This is a genomic window from Beijerinckiaceae bacterium, from assembly GCA_004564215.1.
Lineage (GTDB): Bacteria > Pseudomonadota > Alphaproteobacteria > Rhizobiales > Beijerinckiaceae > Methylocapsa.
Genome location: CP024846.1, coordinates 2,735,439 through 2,750,800, shown reverse-complemented (window position 1 = coordinate 2,750,800; position 15,362 = coordinate 2,735,439). Strand labels below are relative to the sequence as shown.

The following is a 15,362-nucleotide window of genomic DNA, read 5'->3' as shown; positions in this document are numbered from 1 at the left end:
CTCACGGTCCGATCATCACGCTTTCGCCTGCCGATCTCAGCTCGATCCCTTGATAGTCGCATTCGCCTCGTCCGCGCTGAAGGGCGGCGACGGCGATCAGCCAAACCCCGACGATCCGCGCCGGCGGCACGCCGCCAATCGCCGTTTTGTAGTCGGCCAGAATTTTTTGATCCTCGTGCCGCCATTGGCCGAGTTCGGCCAGCCCCGAGCGCACCACCTGATGGGTCTCCCGCTTGTCCCACCAAGGCAACGGGCAGCGAAACGCCGTGCCGACCGGCAAAGCGGCGCTCCACATATAGGTCAGATCGAGTCCGTTCTCGAATTCGACGGCGATGGAGAGATAGTCATGGGTTGGCCCGCTATCTTCGCCGACCCGCGACGGCAGTTGAAGCATGCGCCATCGCCAGGCCAGATGGGTTGTCTCGTCGAGTGCGATGTCGACCGGGTATTTGAGAATGCCGGCATCGGCCGAGCAACGGCAGACAATGTGCCGGCCATCCGTCGCCTCGAATTGCTCACGATAAATCTCCGTCTCGCCGGTTCGCCACAGATGGGTCCAGCCGCGCGGGGGCAGCACTGGAGCGAGAAAGCGGTTGTGTTCCTCTGAACCGAGCCCGCTCTTGTCCCTTGCCGCGAAGATTGCAAGGCCTTCGGACGCGGCCTCCTTCCAAACCAGGACCGCCACGCTGAGCACGCCGGAGGCGGCGGAGCGAGGCCAATCGGGAGCAAAGCTCCCCGTCTCATCGAGCCAAGCGCCTGGATATTGCGCAACGAACATCAGCCGGCCGGACGAGCTGGCCTCGAAGGTTGATGTCGGCGCCGCGGATTTCGCGATCGGCCCATTCGTGCCGATGCGCCGCCACAAGAACATATGGCCGGAGAAATGGATGTCCGGATCTTCGGACACCCGGACGTTCCCGGCCGAAAGCAAGGTAACCGTCTCGCCGGCTTTTAGATCGACCCCGCTGTCGATCCATCCCGCACTGTCGGCCGGAACCTCCACAATGGCGTGACGCAAAAGGGCTCCGCCCGACGCAACGATCGCCTCCTTCCAGTTGGCGACCGCATCGCTCCTATCATTCATCTTTGCTCCTCCTTCATCGGCGTCTGCGAAGCGCCGTAGCCGAAGCCTAAATGCAGGGGGAGAACAAAACTTGCCATTTGGCGCCACAGACTTCACCCTGGAGAAGGGAGAAGAAGCTTGCACAGCTATGGACTGACCAAAGCGCGATCCATGGGGCCCGTCGCGGAGATCGTGGAGCGCTCCGGCGGTTCCCTCGCGCGGGTGTTCCGGCGTGCGGAACTGCCGTTGCGGCTGATCGAGGAGCCGGAACGGCTTATCCTTCTCAAGGATCAGCTCAACCTCGTCGAATGCGCGGCACGCGAAATTGGCGACGACGCGCTCGCCGCGCGACTTTCGTGCAAAGGACCTCTTGCGCTCCGGGGCGAGCGCCATAGAGACGGCTTATGAGCTCGGCTATTCCGATCCCGCACATTTTACCCGCGCGTTCCGGCGCTGGTCGGGGCGAACCCCGCGCGAATGGCGGCAAAACAATCTAGGTTCAAAGCAAGCAACTTGAAGGCCCAGGCCTCTTCGAGTTGCGGACTCTCCCCTCAGAGGCAGACCCAAACAGGAGCAGCTGTTGAAACCCATCCTCCGATTGACGTTCATTTTTCTCGGCACGCTTGTTAATCTTGGACTAGCCGTGCTTGGCTGGGGCGGGCCTTCCGCGTTCTTCTCTCATCCGCCGCTGATTGCGCTTTCCGTCGTGCTCTTCGCGCTGTCCGGCCTGGCTTTTTTCGCCGGCGGCAATTTAAGTTCCGGGGTTCGCGAGGATCGCGGCAACCGATGGGTCATCCCAGTCCTTGCGTTGATCGGCCTGCTCGATGCTTTTCTGCCGGCCTGGTCGGACCGGAACGAATTCTGGACCCTCGACGGCGACAGCCTTCGCTGGCTCGGCGTCATTCTCTTCGCGGTCGGCGGTGTGCTGCGGCTCTGGCCGGTCCTTGTGCTCGGCAATCGATTCAGCGGACTGGTCGCCATCCAGCCCGGTCACATGCTGGTCACCAGCGGCATCTATGGTTTCATCCGCCACCCCAGCTATTTAGGATTGCTCGTCAACGCGCTGGGATGGGGCCTTGCCTTTCGTTCGGGCGTGGGCGTGCTGCTCGTAGCGCTTCTCATTCCGCCGATCGTCGCGCGCATTCGGGCGGAAGAGCGCTTGCTGCACACAGAGTTCGGCACCACGTACGAGGCCTATTGTGCACGGACCTCACGGTTGATTCCCGGACTCTATTAGGACCGAACCCGCACCATGCTATGCGGCCTACCGGGTCCGCTTTGAGTTTGCAATTCTGGCGCCGCTAGATCAGTTTGGCGCCGGCGCCGACTCGGCGCCGCTTGGAAGGAGGCGCTCGTGCGCAAAATAGCTATCCTAGCTTCGCTGATAGGCTGTCTGACTCTCCCGGAAATGGCCGTTGCAATGCCCGTCGCTTCGGGCGATACGGTCGCAAAGGCAGGCAACGCGCAGATCATGCAAACGCGTGGCGGCTGCGGCTACCGCCGACATCGCGGGCCCTACGGCGGCTGCAGGTGGAACCGCTACTAATAAGTCAAAACCGGGATCCATCGGAACGCCGATGGATTTCCGGCTTACCTCGTAAGAGGCAAACGCAATCGAGACCGGCTTCGAGCTGGGCAATTCCGCCCCCCCCCATTTACGCCCCCGAGCAACGTCACCTCGACAGCGGGGCAACACAAATATCTTGAAAGCTCACCCTCAAAACCCAGCCTATTTATTGTCACCCGAACCATCCCACATCCAAGGCGCAATGTCTGGCGGAAGACCGAGGGCATTTCTAAATGCCCTAATACGAAATTCTTCTTGTGAAACCCGTCTGAGACGGGACTCTCGATAGAATTCTCTATTGCCAGCACCCACTTCAACTCCGATAAAAAGAGCAATCAGCAATACGGAAACACAATATCCAACCACCAACTTATATTTACTTTCGCTTCCAAATACATAAATATTTACGCCGCCAAGTAGGGCCAAGACTGAGGGTAATACCGTCCCAAGCACGGACGCCCTGCTTAGGCCGCTCAGATAGCCAGTGACATAGCCAATCAAGCATACAGGCAGCCCGAATCCCACATAGTAAATAAAGATATCGGAAAAAGACGTTAATTTGGACTCAAAGACAAATTTTAGCGCCGCACAAAATATGATACATAAAATAACATATAGAAATAGAATCTTCCCTAAGCTAATAGCAACAAATTGAAATGGACTAAAAATATCCATTATTATTGCTGCAAATCAGATTTGTCGCTTGGAGGGGTAGTCTCCGGAGCAAGCGGTACTTGCCCATAATCTCTTGGACATTTGTCTTCAGTCACACAAGAACGCAAAAGGTCAATCTCTGGACTTTTCAGATCTCCGCTTCTTTGGCAGACACTCTGACATTCCCACGCTTCTACGCCTATTGCGGGTGCGATATCAAATATACCGATTATGAAAATTATTGCTCCGCTAAAAATAAAGGGTCTCACCTCGCGCCTCCGTCAAGAGATCGTACAAAGTGTCTCCGCCAAGTGATAAATAATATCACATTTCTGCTCCCGGAAAAGCGCAAGATCCGCAAGCACCGGCATGGCCGCGCATTACCTCGGCGGCAGGCTTGAGAAATAGGCCGCGATGGCCTCCATTTCCTTTTCCGTGATGTTGCGGGTCATATAGCGCATCTCTTTATGTGCCCGCTTGCCGCTGTGAAACGCGCGCAATTGATTTAGGAGATAGAGCTCATTCTGGCCGGCAAGGATCGGTACTTCGGCAAATCTCGCGATCCCATCGGCGCCATGGCAAGGCACACAGCCAGAGATCAACTCCGGATCAATTTGTTGCGCAGATGCGGGGGCGGCAAGGGAGATGGCGGCGAAGAAGATCGCGAGCGTCATGCGGCGCCAAGGATGACCGGAATGTTTTATCGGCACGCTCTCCCCTCAAGTGATTTGATGTCGTCCCATCGCTGAAAGTGCACTATATCGCCGTTTACGTTTAAGGATGTGTGAGTTTTTGGGATCGCGCCCTTCGGCCGGAACCTAAGCCCTCATCCTGAGGAGCTTACGAAGCAAGCGTCTCGAAGGACGAAGGCGCCTCAGGGCCTGCGCGGCGCATCCTTCGAGACGCCCACTTTGTGGGCTCCTCAGGATGAGGGGGAGGTTTTTGAAACAGGCTCTTAGACCGGAGCTCAACAGCATGGAACAGTATTTTTTTAGCGGCAAAATCTTACCAGAGCGCGCTCAACTGTCCCTTCAATTTGAGCTCCATTTCGAGCACCCCAAATCTGGCCGTTTGGCTTAAGTAAAAGTCAGCATTGTTTTAAATCAGCTAGCAGCGCTAGCCACGATTTTCCGACCCGTGCCGTCGGCGAATCAAGTGGCCGACGAGAAAGACGAGCCCGCAAATCGCCAGGACAAACGGCACCACGGTGAAACTGCTAAGCACAGGGATCATCCCGAACGTATAAGCGATACCGTTCAGGGCAGGCGTCTTACATTCAGCCGCTCCCTCATCGATCCGCGAACATAGGCCGCTGAGCAAGAGGATGACGCAGATTGCGAGGGACCCAGCAATTGCGACCAGCGCCGCATAGCAGAGACCTTTGAAGCCTTGCCAGAGCAACCTCCCGATCATGGCTCTTAAGTCTCCTTCAAATGACGAGTAATCCGCCCAGATTTTGGCTGTTGCTTCGTATGTTTGAGTCATAATACCGCGTCAATCATACCAAAATGTTTCACGTGAAACATTTTGGTACGAACCGCCCGCGAAATCAGACAAAGCGCGTGACGCCTCACCGATCAAGGCGGCGCCTCAAATATGGATCGCCCTTTTGTCCACCACCATCGCGGCTTCCTTCACCGCTTCCGACATGGTCGGATGGGCGTGGCAGGTGCGGGCAAGATCCTCCGCCGACCCGCGGGCGAAAGTCAGCGCTTTGGAGTGGTTTTTTTTGCCGCCTTCCCGCGCTTCTGTTCGCTGCCGCCCCTGGTGCTTCCCTTGGCCCTCTGAAGCGCGTCCACGTCGGCAAGATCTTGGGGTCGCCCGGCCGCGAGTTTCGCGGAAATCAAATCGGCTTCGGAAATAAATAGCGCCTGTAGGCCGGTCTCGGCGTCAACCGTCACCTCAACCCGCCGTTGCCATGCACCGTCAAAATCGACGCCGCTGATTTCCGGCAGAATATCCACCATGACCGGTGGCGTTCCTAAACGGAAAAATTTGCCTCGTTCGATAAAATCGTCCGGCCCCAGTCCTTCGAGCGGAGCACCAAACTTAGTCAACGCCGCATAAACCGCCGCCGCATTTTCGGCGTCGGGCTTGATCAGGATGTCCAAATCCTTGGTCGCCCGAGGTTGGGCATGAAAGGAAACGGCATAGCCGCCCACGACAAGATATTTGACCTTGTTATCGTTTAAGATGGACAAGAGTTCTTTGAAGTCTTGGTACATCGAGGCGCAAATCTTTCAGGCCGTAGGCCTCGCTGGTTATCTCGGAGACAGCGGCAAGCCGTTCATGGCCGGGCCGTTGCTGCCAATAGGCGTATTCGTCGGCCTTCATGGCGTCCAAGCTATCATACCGCCTAATCGCAAATCGTGATTTCCTATCCATGGTGTATCGCGCCATTTTAGAGATCGTCGGCAGCTGGCTCCGGTGTTATCCGTGACCAAAGACCCATCCAAAGGACGATCGCCACGCCGTGCGAACGCATGATTATCGTATTTATCAATCGTACCAAAATGTTTCACGTGAAACATTTTGGTACGAACCGCCCGCGAAATCGGACAATCGTGTGGACCGATGTCTCACCGATCTCAAATATGGATCGCTCTTTTATCCACCGCGAGCGCAGCTTCCTTGACTGCTTCCGACATGGTCGGATGAGCGTGGCAGGTGCGGGCCAAGTCCTCCGCCGAGCCACCGAACTCCATCAGCAGGGTCGCTTCGGCGATGAGTTCGCCCGCCCCCGCGCCAATGATGTGCACGCCGAGCACCCGGTCCGACGTTGCATCGGCAAGGATTTTCACAAAGCCTTCCATCTTCCGCATCGCCCGCGCCCGCCCATTGGCGGTGAATGGAAATTTGCCGACCTTATAGGCAATGCCCTTGGCTTTGAGTTCTTCCTCCGTCGCGCCGACACTCGCCACTTCCGGCATGGTGTAGACGACCGAGGGGATGGCCTCGTAATTCACATGGCCATGCTGGCCGGCGATGATTTCGGCCACCGCAATCCCTTCGTCTTCGGCCTTGTGGGCCAGCATGGGGCCGCGCACGACATCGCCGATCGCATAAATCCCGGCGACATTGGTCGCGAAACGATCGTCGATCACGACCCGCCCACGATCCAGCGCGACGCCAAGCGCTTCCAAGCCCAGGCCTTCGGTCACGGGGCGCCGGCCGATCGCCACCAGCACGACATCGGCCGGCATGACGGCGGCCTCGCCCCCCTTCGACGGCTCGATGCTGACTTCCAAGCCCGCCTTCTGTTTATCGACCTTCACGACCTTATGGCCGAGATGGAAGCGAAAGCCCTGTTTCTCCAGCATGCGCTGAAATTGCTTGGCGACTTCGCCATCCATGCCCGGCAAAATGCGGTCCAAATATTCGACGACGGTCACTTCGGCGCCGAGACGGCTCCAGACCGAGCCGAGTTCGAGACCGATCACACCGGCGCCGACAACGAGAAGTTTTGCCGGCACTTGTTCAAGCGAAAGCGCACCAGTCGACGACACAATGGCTTTTTCGTCGATCTCGACGCCCGGAAGCTGCGCTACATCGGAGCCGGTGGCGATAACGATGTTCCTGGTCTCAAGCTTTTGGGCTGACCCGTCCGCCGCCTTCACGACAATCTCACCTGGAGCCACGATGACCCCGTGGCCGATAAAGGAGTCGATCTTGTGCTTCTTGAACAGGAAGCCGACGCCGTTGACATTGGCAGCGACCGTCTCGTCCTTGTGCTTCATCATCGCCGGCAGATCGAGCTGCGGCTTGCCCGTGATAACGCCGAAGGCGGCGAGATCATGCTCCACTTCGGCGAATTTATCCGACGCATGGAGCAGCGCCTTCGAGGGAATGCAGCCGATGTTGAGACACGTCCCGCCATGCGTCTCGCGCTTTTCAACGACTCCGACTTTGAGGCCGAGCTGCGCGGCGCGGATCGCGCAAACATAGCCCCCAGGGCCGGTTCCAATGACGATCAGATCGTAGGACATGTGGTCTCGAAATTAGAGGTCAAGCACGAGCCGCGCCGGATCGTCCAGCGCCTCCTTGATGCGAACGAGGAAGGTCACCGCCTCCTTGCCGTCGACAATGCGGTGGTCATAGGTGAGCGCGAGATACATCATCGGCCGGATCTCTATTTTGCCGTCGATGGCCACCGGCCGCTCCTGGATTTTGTGCATGCCCAGGATGCCCGACTGCGGCGCGTTCAAAATCGGCGTCGACATCAGCGAGCCATAGACCCCGCCGTTGGTGATGGTGAAAGTTCCGCCCTGCATCTCTTCGATTTTGAGCTGGCCGGCGCGGGCACGCTTGCCTACATCGGTGATCGACTTTTCGACATCGGCGAGACTCATCTTGTCGCAATCGCGCACGACAGGCACGACCAGGCCCTTGTCGGTGCCGACGGCGACGCCGAGGTGATAATAATTCTTGTAAATTATATCGGCCCCGTCGATCTCGGCATTGACGGAGGGAATTTCCTTCAAGGCGGCCACGCACGCCTTGACGAAGAAACCCATGAAGCCGAGTTTCACGCCATGCTTCTTCTCGAAGGCATCCTTGTAGCGGCCGCGCAAGGCCATCACCTCGGTCATGTCGACCTCGTTGAAGGTCGTCAGCATGGCGGCCGTATTTTGCGCATCCTTGAGGCGGCGCGCGATGGTCTGGCGCAGCCGCGTCATGGGAACGCGTTCCTCGCGATCGGCGTCCGAGGCTGGAGCCGGCACGCGGGCCAACGGCGGGGCTAGAGGCGCGGCCGGAGCCGGCGCAGGCGGCTTCGCGATATAATCGAGAACATCGCCCTTGAGGACCTGACCGCGCTTGCCGGAGCCCTCCATGACCAGGGTATCGACCCCGTGATCGGCGGCAATTTTGGCCGCCGCGGGTGACGCGGGCATCGCAGGCTGTGTTGGGGCGGGTTTTGCCGCAGCGGCAGCGACGGGCGCCGCCGGCGCGGAGGGGGCGGCGTTGGCTTCGCTTCGGCCTTGGCGGGCGCGGCGGATTTGCCCTCGCCGTCGCCGATGCGTCCGAGGAGCGCGCCGACGCTCACCGTCTCGCCATCCTTGGCGGTGATCTCGTTCAGCACGCCGGAGGCCGGGGCATTGACTTCGAGCGTGACTTTGTCGGTTTCCAGTTCGACGATGGGTTCATCCGCATAAACCTCGTCGCCCGCGTTCTTGAACCATCGCCCAACGGTCGCTTCGGTGACCGATTCGCCCAAGGTTGGCACGCGGATTTCAGATGCCATTTTGTCCCGCCCAAAGCCCTGCGGCTTTTTTACAAGAGGTTAATTTCGTTGCGCCGAAGGTCACGCCATTCATACGGTAAACACTTCGTCCATGAAGGTTTTGAGTTGGGCCAAATGCTTCGACATCAGGCCGGTTGCGGTGGAAGCCGCCGCCGGCCTTCCGACATAGAGTGGGCGCTTCGCCTTGCCGCCAGCCTGGCCAAGCACCCATTCGATATAGGGATCGACGAAGTTCCACCCGCCCATGTTCTTCGGTTCTTCCTGGCACCAGACGACCTCGGCTTGCTTGAAGCGCGATAAAGCGTTGACGAGCGCCTTGAGCGGGAAAGGATAGAGCTGTTCCACGCGGATGAGATAGATGTCGTTGACGCCCCGCTTCTCGCGTTCCTCGTAGAGATCGTAATAGACTTTCCCCGAGCATAGAACCACGCGGCGAATCTTGGCGTCCTCGACGAGGCTGGTGGCGCCATCCCCGACGCCATCCGCATCGTCCGTCAAAATACGATGGAAGGACGAGCCGTTCACAAACTGATCGAGCTTCGAGACGGCGCGCTTGTGCCGCAACAGTGATTTGGGCGTCATCAGAATGAGTGGCTTGCGAATGTCGCGTTTCAACTGGCGCCGCAAAATATGGAAATAATTGGCCGGCGTCGTGCAGTTGGCGACCTGCATATTATCCTCGGCGCATAATTGCAGATAGCGCTCGAGCCGGGCGGAGGAATGTTCGGGCCCCTGGCCCTCATAGCCATGCGGCAGCAGGCAGACGAGACCTGACATGCGCAGCCATTTGCGTTCGCCAGACGAAATGAACTGGTCGAACAGCACCTGTGCGCCGTTGGCGAAATCGCCGAATTGGGCTTCCCAAACCGTCAGGGCGTTGGGCTCGGACAGCGAATACCCATATTCGAAACCAAGCACGGCCTCCTCGGACAGCATCGAATTGATGACTTCGAAATGCGCCTGCTCGTCGCGGATGTTGTTCAAGGGGACGTAGCGTTCTTCGGTCTCCTGATCGATCAGCACCGCGTGGCGCTGCGAAAAGGTTCCGCGCTCGCTGTCCTGGCCGGAAAGTCGGACCGGATAGCCCTCGTCGACCAGAGCCGCGAAGGCAAGCCCCTCCGCCATCGCCCAGTCGATGCCCCCACCCGTTTCGATCATCTTGCGCCGATTGTCGAGCAAACGGCGGATGGTGCGATGAGGTTCGAACCCTGGCGGAACCGTGGTGAGGCGATTGCCGATCTCGATCAGCCGCGCGCGCTCGACGCCGGTGCGGCCGCGGCGGGCGTCTTCGACGCCGGGCTGCGCGGGTTTGAGACCCGCCCAGCGGCCATCAAGCCAATCGGCCTTGTTGGGCTTGAAGGACACGCTCGCCTGGAACGCCGTTTCCAAATGATGATGCCAATTGGCCTGCAGGCGCAAAACCTCGCCCTCGGTCAGAACTTCTTCCGCAATAAGTTTTTCGGCATAGATTTGCAGCGTTGTCTTATGCGCGCGGATTTTCTTGTACATGAGCGGCTGGGTGAATGCCGGCTCATCGCCTTCGTTGTGGCCGAAGCGGCGATAACAGAACATGTCGATCACCACCGGCTTATGAAATTTTTGCCGGAATTCGATCGCGATCTTCGCGGCATAGACAACCGCTTCCGGATCGTCGCCGTTGACGTGAATGATCGGCGCCTCGATCATTTTGGCGGTGTCCGACGGATAGGGCGACGAGCGCGAATGGCGCGGCGACGTGGTGAAGCCGATCTGATTATTGATGATGAAATGGATCGATCCGCCGGTCCGGTAGCCCTTGAGGCCGGACAAGCCAAAACATTCGGCGATCACGCCCTGCCCCGCGAAAGCGGCGTCTCCATGAATCAGCAAAGGCAGAACCTTGGTGCGCTCGACCACATCGTGCAATTGGTCCTGCTTGGCGCGGACCTTGCCGAGCACCACAGGATCGACGATCTCGAGATGCGAGGGATTCGCGGTCAGCGAAAGATGAACCTTGTTGTTGTCGAAATCGCGGTCGGCCGAAGCGCCAAGATGATATTTGACGTCGCCGGAACCCTCAACGTCATCGGGCGTAAACGAGCCGCCCTTGAATTCGTTGAAGATCGCCCGATGCGGCTTGCCCATCACTTGGGACAGCACGTTGAGGCGGCCACGATGGGCCATTCCGAGCACGATGTCCTGGACCCCCAAGGCGCCGCCCCGTTTGATGATCTGCTCAAGCGCCGGGACCATGGCTTCGGCCCCGTCGAGTCCGAAGCGTTTGGTGCCGGTGTATTTGATATCGAGAAATTTCTCGAATCCCTCGGCTTCCGCAAGCTTGTTGAGGATGGCGCGCTTGCCCTCCTTGGTGAAGCTGATTTCCTTGCCGGGGCCTTCGATCCGCTGCTGCATCCAGCCCTTTTCGGCCGGATCGGAAATATGCATGAACTCGAAGCCGATATTGTCGCAATAGGTTCGGCGCAGAATTTTCAGCATCTCTGGAATGGTTGCAAACTCAAGCCCGAGAACGCCATCGATCAAAATCTTGCGGGTGTAGTCGGCTTCGGTGAACCCATAAGCCGCGGGATGCAGTTCCTCGTGATCCTTCGGCGGCTCAAGTCCGAGCGGATCGAGATTGGCATGAAGATGCCCGCGCATGCGATAGGCGCGGATCATCATCAAGGCCCGCACCGAATCGCGCGTGGCACGAAGTATCTCGTCCGCCGAGACGAGGCCCTCCGTTCCGGCCCTCGCCTTGAGCTTGGCGCCGACCAAGGCTTGCGTCTCCGCCCAATTGCCGTCAAGCGCGGAAACCAATTCGTCCCGGGGACCAAGCGCTTGACCCACCTGTTTCCAAAGCGGTCCTTGCACGGTTTTTTCGATGGCTCTCTCGTCATCGCCCATCTTGGCGAAGAATTCGCGCCAAGAGGGGTCCAGCGAAGCTGGATCACGCCGATAGAGATCCTGAAGCTGTTCGACATAAGCGGCATTGCCGCCATAAAGGAACGAGGTCAGCGCCAAAGCCGTGTTCGGCGCCGACCGGCCGCTCGCCGAACCGCCGGACCCGTTTGCATTTCCATTCGTATCCTGGCGCGCCATTCGTGTCTCCTTCGAGCCCAAGTTCAAAAACCCCCTGGCGGCCATGGATCAGCACATGGGGCTGGACCGGACGTTCGTCACCTCGGCAATTTACGGAGGCAGTCGGTCAATTAACCGGGGCTATCTGCTCAATTCATTTGAAACTGGTTTATTTCTTCTCAATTTCGAAGTCCGCGTTGTTCCCGTAAGAGAACCGCGACGCATTGATTCGCCTCAATAGCCGCGCTTGCGCATGAAGCCGTTCGTCGGACCCTGACCTTTACATGCGGACGCCGACCGCTTTTCTCAAGTCCGTTTCATCCCCGGAGCACCTCCGCGAGGGTCTTGCCAAGCCTGGCTGGCGACTCCGAGACGCGGATCCCGGCCGCCTCCATCGCCGCGATCTTGTCTTCGGCGCCGCCTTTGCCCCCGGCGATGATTGCGCCGGCGTGGCCCATGCGCCGGCCGGGCGGCGCGGTGCGCCCGGCTATAAAGCCGACAATCGGCTTCTTCCGGCCACGCTTGGCCTCGTCGGCGATGAATTGCGCCGCGTCTTCCTCGGCCGAACCGCCGATCTCCCCAATCATGACGATCGACTGGGTCGCATCATCGGCGAGAAACATTTCCAGCATATCGATGAATTCGGTTCCCTTGACCGGATCCCCGCCGATGCCGACCGCGGTCGTCTGACCAAGACCCTCGCGGGTCGTCTGAAACACAGCCTCGTAGGTCAAGGTTCCCGAACGCGATACAATCCCAACCGAGCCCGCCTTGAAGATATTGCCGGGCATGATGCCTATCTTGCATTCGCCGGCGGTCATGACCCCCGGGCAATTGGGCCCGATAAGCCGGGACTTCGACCCTGACAGAGCCCGTTTGACCTTGATCATGTCCGCAACCGGCACGCCCTCGGTGATGCAAACGATCAGCGGCACTTCGGCGTCGATCGATTCACAGATCGCGTCGGCGGCGCCCGGAGGCGGAACGTAAACGACACTGGCGTCGGCGCCGGTCGCTTCGCGCGCCTCGGCAACCGTATCATAGACCGGCAGGCCAAGATGGGTGGCGCCACCCTTCCCCGGCGATGTACCGCCGACCATCCAGGTGCCATAGGCGATCGCCTGCTCGGAATGGAAAGTGCCATTCTTGCCGGTAAAGCCCTGACAAATGACCTTGGTGTCCTTGTTGATCAGGATCGACATAGATTCACGCCTTTCGGGTGGCCGCGACGATTTTCTGGGCGGCGGCGTCGAGGTCATCCGCGGAGATAACATTGAGCCCGGATTGGGCGATGATTTTCTTGCCGAGATCGACATTCGTTCCTTCGAGGCGGACGACCAGCGGCACTTCGAGGCCAACCTCTTTCACAGCGGCAATGACCCCCTCCGCGATCACGTCGCATTTCATGATGCCGCCGAAGATGTTCACCAAAATGCCTTTCACCTGCTTGTCGGAACTGATGATTTTGAAAGCTTCGGTGACCTTGTCCTTGCTGGCCCCGCCGCCGACATCCAGGAAATTCGCCGGCTCCGCGCCGTAAAGCTTGATGATGTCCATCGTGGCCATGGCGAGTCCGGCGCCATTGACCATACAGCCGATGGTCCCCGACAGGGCGATATAGTTCAGATCATGCTTCGACGCCTCGATCTCCTTGGCATTTTCTTCGGTTTCATCACGTAGTGCGACGATATCTGGATGACGGTATAGCGCATTGGAATCAAACGAGATTTTGGCGTCAAGACATTTGAGCTGCCCCTCCGTCGAGACGATGAGCGGGTTAATCTCGAGCATCGCCATGTCCTTGGCGACGAAGGCCGTATAGAGCTGCGCGGTCAGCTTTTCCGCCTGTTTGGCAAGCTCGTCCGAAAGACCCAGCGCCTTGGCGACGGTCCGGCCATGGTGAGGCATGATGCCGGTTGCCGGATCGACGGAAAAACTGGTGATCCTGTCCGGCTTATGATGTGCGACTTCCTCGATTTCCATGCCGCCTTCGGTCGAAACAACGAAAGCCACCCGGCTCGTCGCCCGATCGACCAGCAGGGAGACATAGAACTCCTTGACGATCTGGGCGGCGTCCTCAAGATAGATCCGGTTGACCTGCTTGCCCGCCGGACCCGTTTGTACGGTGACCAGCGTTCTGCCGAACATTTCGGCAACGAAGGTTTCGACTTCTGCCAGGGATTTGGCGAGTCTCACCCCGCCCTTGCTGCCCGCCTCCGGCTCCTTGAACTTGCCTTTGCCACGCCCGCCTGCATGGATCTGCGACTTCACCACCCATGCTGGGCCGCCAAGTTCCTGAGCCGCGGCCTTCGCGTCAGCGACGCGCAGCACCGCGATCCCGCGCGAGACGGGCACGCCGAATTCCTTGAGGACTGCCTTAGCCTGGTACTCATGAATATTCATCAGGATCTCTTCTTAGCTGCGACCCCAAGCAGGTTCCACGCCAGTTCGGCCCGGTTCACTGCCAGAAAATGCGCGAAGGCAAAGAGGGGAATTCGGCCTCTCGCCAAATCCCCTCGTTTCGAACGGCGCGCCGCATGAATTTGCCAGCCCCGGTTGGCCATTGGCTTGCCGCCTCATTTCGCCGTCTGCGGCCAATAGGGAAGGCACCGAGCCAAGACAGTTCCGGGATCATTGCTCCTTGAAAATCAATTCGCGAGGGCGGGGTTGATCGTCTTGCAGGCATCGACCAAGCCTCGCACAGAGCCCACCGATTTTTCAAACATAAGCTTTTCAGTTGGATCGAGTGTGACCTCGACGATTTTCTCGACCCCATTGGCACCGATGACGACCGGCACCCCGATATAAAGCCCATCGACACCATATTCGCCATTGAGCTTTGCCGCGCAAGGAAACACCCGTCGCTTGTCCTTCAGATAGGAGTCGGCCATCGCAATTGCCGACGCCGCGGGGGCATAAAATGCCGACCCGGTCTTGAGAAGCGCGACGATCTCACCGCCACCCTTGCGGGTCCGGTCAACGATCGCGTCGAGCCGCTCCTGTGTCGTCCAACCCATTTTGACAAGGTCCGGCAAGGGAATCCCCGCAACAGTCGAGTAACGCAACGAGGGCACCATATCGTCGCCATGCCCACCCAGTACGAACGCCGTGATGTCTTCAACAGAGATTTTGAATTCTTCCGAAAGAAAATGCCGGAACCTTGCCGAATCGAGGACGCCGGCCATGCCGACGATTTTGGAGGCTGAAAGGCTGGAGGCCTTTTGAAGGGCCCAGACCATCGCATCGAGCGGATTGGTAATGCAGATCACAAACGCATTCGGCGCATATTGCTTGATCCCATCGCCGACCGCTTCCATCACCTTGAGATTGATGCCGAGCAGATCGTCGCGGCTCATCCCCGGTTTGCGCGGCACGCCGGCCGTCACGATGACGACGTCGGCGCCGGCGATGGCCTCATAGGTGTTGGCACCGCGCAAAGCCGCGTTGAAACCATTGACCGGACCGGATTGAGCAAGATCGAGCGCCTTTCCTTGGGGCGTCCCTTCCGCAATATCAAACAGCACTATATCGCCAAGTTCCTTGAGCGCCGCGAGGTGAGCCAGGGTTCCGCCGATCTGTCCGGCTCCGATCAATGCGATCTTACTGCGCGCCATTTCTTGTCCGTCCTTCTCTCTCGCATGACCGCGAAAGCTCTAAATGAAGAATGCCTGAAGAAACCAGAAGATTATCAATCCTGTCGAAGCGGGGAGGCAGGAGCTGGAACGGTCGAAGCAAGGATTGGGCCCTGCGATTTCGAGCCGTCCAATTCATACTAACAG

The 15,362-nt window shown here is 58.7% G+C and carries 10 protein-coding genes and 2 pseudogenes; 2 read left to right on the top strand and 10 right to left on the bottom strand.

Annotation, left to right across the window (positions count from 1 at the left end):
- Window position 1: 1 nt before the first annotated feature.
- A complete protein-coding gene (locus CU048_13115) occupies window positions 2-778 on the bottom strand; it encodes a hypothetical protein (protein ID QBR72926.1) in 777 nt (258 codons plus the stop codon).
- Between the two features lie 574 nt (window positions 779-1,352).
- On the opposite strand from CU048_13115, the gene CU048_13110 reads away from it, so the two are divergent.
- The gene (locus CU048_13110) at window positions 1,353-1,580 is read left to right on the top strand and encodes a hypothetical protein (protein ID QBR72049.1); all 228 of its coding nucleotides are present in this window, start codon (window positions 1,353-1,355) and stop codon (window positions 1,578-1,580) included.
- 60 nt (window positions 1,581-1,640) lie between these two features.
- Entirely contained in the window at window positions 1,641-2,300 is a 660-nt protein-coding gene (locus CU048_13105; protein ID QBR72048.1) for an isoprenylcysteine carboxyl methyltransferase, read from the top strand.
- A 1,364-nt stretch (window positions 2,301-3,664) separates the two neighbouring features.
- Here the strand turns inward: CU048_13105 and CU048_13100 are convergent.
- The 9 genes and pseudogenes from CU048_13100 to mdh form a co-directional block, all read right to left on the bottom strand.
- Complete coding sequence (locus CU048_13100) at window positions 3,665-3,958, bottom strand: cytochrome C (GenBank protein QBR72047.1); 294 nt, start codon at window positions 3,956-3,958, stop codon at window positions 3,665-3,667.
- A 442-nt stretch (window positions 3,959-4,400) separates the two neighbouring features.
- Window positions 4,401-4,697: a hypothetical protein gene (locus CU048_13095; GenBank protein ID QBR72046.1), complete on the bottom strand. Its 297-nt coding sequence runs from the start codon at window positions 4,695-4,697 to the stop codon at window positions 4,401-4,403.
- Between the two features lie 362 nt (window positions 4,698-5,059).
- A pseudogene (locus CU048_13090) lies at window positions 5,060-5,509 on the bottom strand (hypothetical protein).
- Window positions 5,510-5,872: 363 nt separating this feature from the next.
- Window positions 5,873-7,270 carry a dihydrolipoyl dehydrogenase gene (locus tag CU048_13085; protein ID QBR72045.1) on the bottom strand — a complete coding sequence of 466 codons (1,398 nt, stop codon included), beginning with the start codon at window positions 7,268-7,270 and terminating at the stop codon, window positions 5,873-5,875.
- 12 nt (window positions 7,271-7,282) lie between these two features.
- Window positions 7,283-8,526: pseudogene (locus CU048_13080) on the bottom strand (dihydrolipoyllysine-residue succinyltransferase).
- A gap of 69 nt (window positions 8,527-8,595) precedes the next feature.
- The gene (gene sucA / locus CU048_13075) at window positions 8,596-11,604 is read right to left on the bottom strand and encodes a 2-oxoglutarate dehydrogenase E1 component (protein ID QBR72044.1); all 3,009 of its coding nucleotides are present in this window, start codon (window positions 11,602-11,604) and stop codon (window positions 8,596-8,598) included.
- 296 nt (window positions 11,605-11,900) lie between these two features.
- A complete protein-coding gene (locus CU048_13070; GenBank protein QBR72043.1) occupies window positions 11,901-12,785 on the bottom strand; it encodes a succinate--CoA ligase subunit alpha in 885 nt (294 codons plus the stop codon).
- A gap of 4 nt (window positions 12,786-12,789) precedes the next feature.
- Window positions 12,790-13,986, bottom strand: a complete 1,197-nt coding sequence (locus CU048_13065) for an ADP-forming succinate--CoA ligase subunit beta (GenBank protein QBR72042.1) — start codon at window positions 13,984-13,986, stop codon at window positions 12,790-12,792.
- 245 nt (window positions 13,987-14,231) lie between these two features.
- A complete protein-coding gene (gene mdh / locus CU048_13060) occupies window positions 14,232-15,197 on the bottom strand; it encodes a malate dehydrogenase (GenBank protein QBR72041.1) in 966 nt (321 codons plus the stop codon).
- Window positions 15,198-15,362 lie beyond the last annotated feature (165 nt).

Coding starts and splice junctions, on each gene's coding strand:
- CU048_13115 (QBR72926.1), bottom strand. CDS start 778: ATGTTCGTTGCGCAATATCCAGGCGCTTGGCTCGATGAGACGGGGAGC.
- CU048_13100 (QBR72047.1), bottom strand. CDS start 3,958: ATGACGCTCGCGATCTTCTTCGCCGCCATCTCCCTTGCCGCCCCCGCA.
- CU048_13095 (QBR72046.1), bottom strand. CDS start 4,697: ATGATCGGGAGGTTGCTCTGGCAAGGCTTCAAAGGTCTCTGCTATGCG.
- CU048_13085 (QBR72045.1), bottom strand. CDS start 7,270: ATGTCCTACGATCTGATCGTCATTGGAACCGGCCCTGGGGGCTATGTT.
- sucA (QBR72044.1), bottom strand. CDS start 11,604: ATGGCGCGCCAGGATACGAATGGAAATGCAAACGGGTCCGGCGGTTCG.
- CU048_13070 (QBR72043.1), bottom strand. CDS start 12,785: ATGTCGATCCTGATCAACAAGGACACCAAGGTCATTTGTCAGGGCTTT.
- CU048_13065 (QBR72042.1), bottom strand. CDS start 13,986: ATGAATATTCATGAGTACCAGGCTAAGGCAGTCCTCAAGGAATTCGGC.
- mdh (QBR72041.1), bottom strand. CDS start 15,197: ATGGCGCGCAGTAAGATCGCATTGATCGGAGCCGGACAGATCGGCGGA.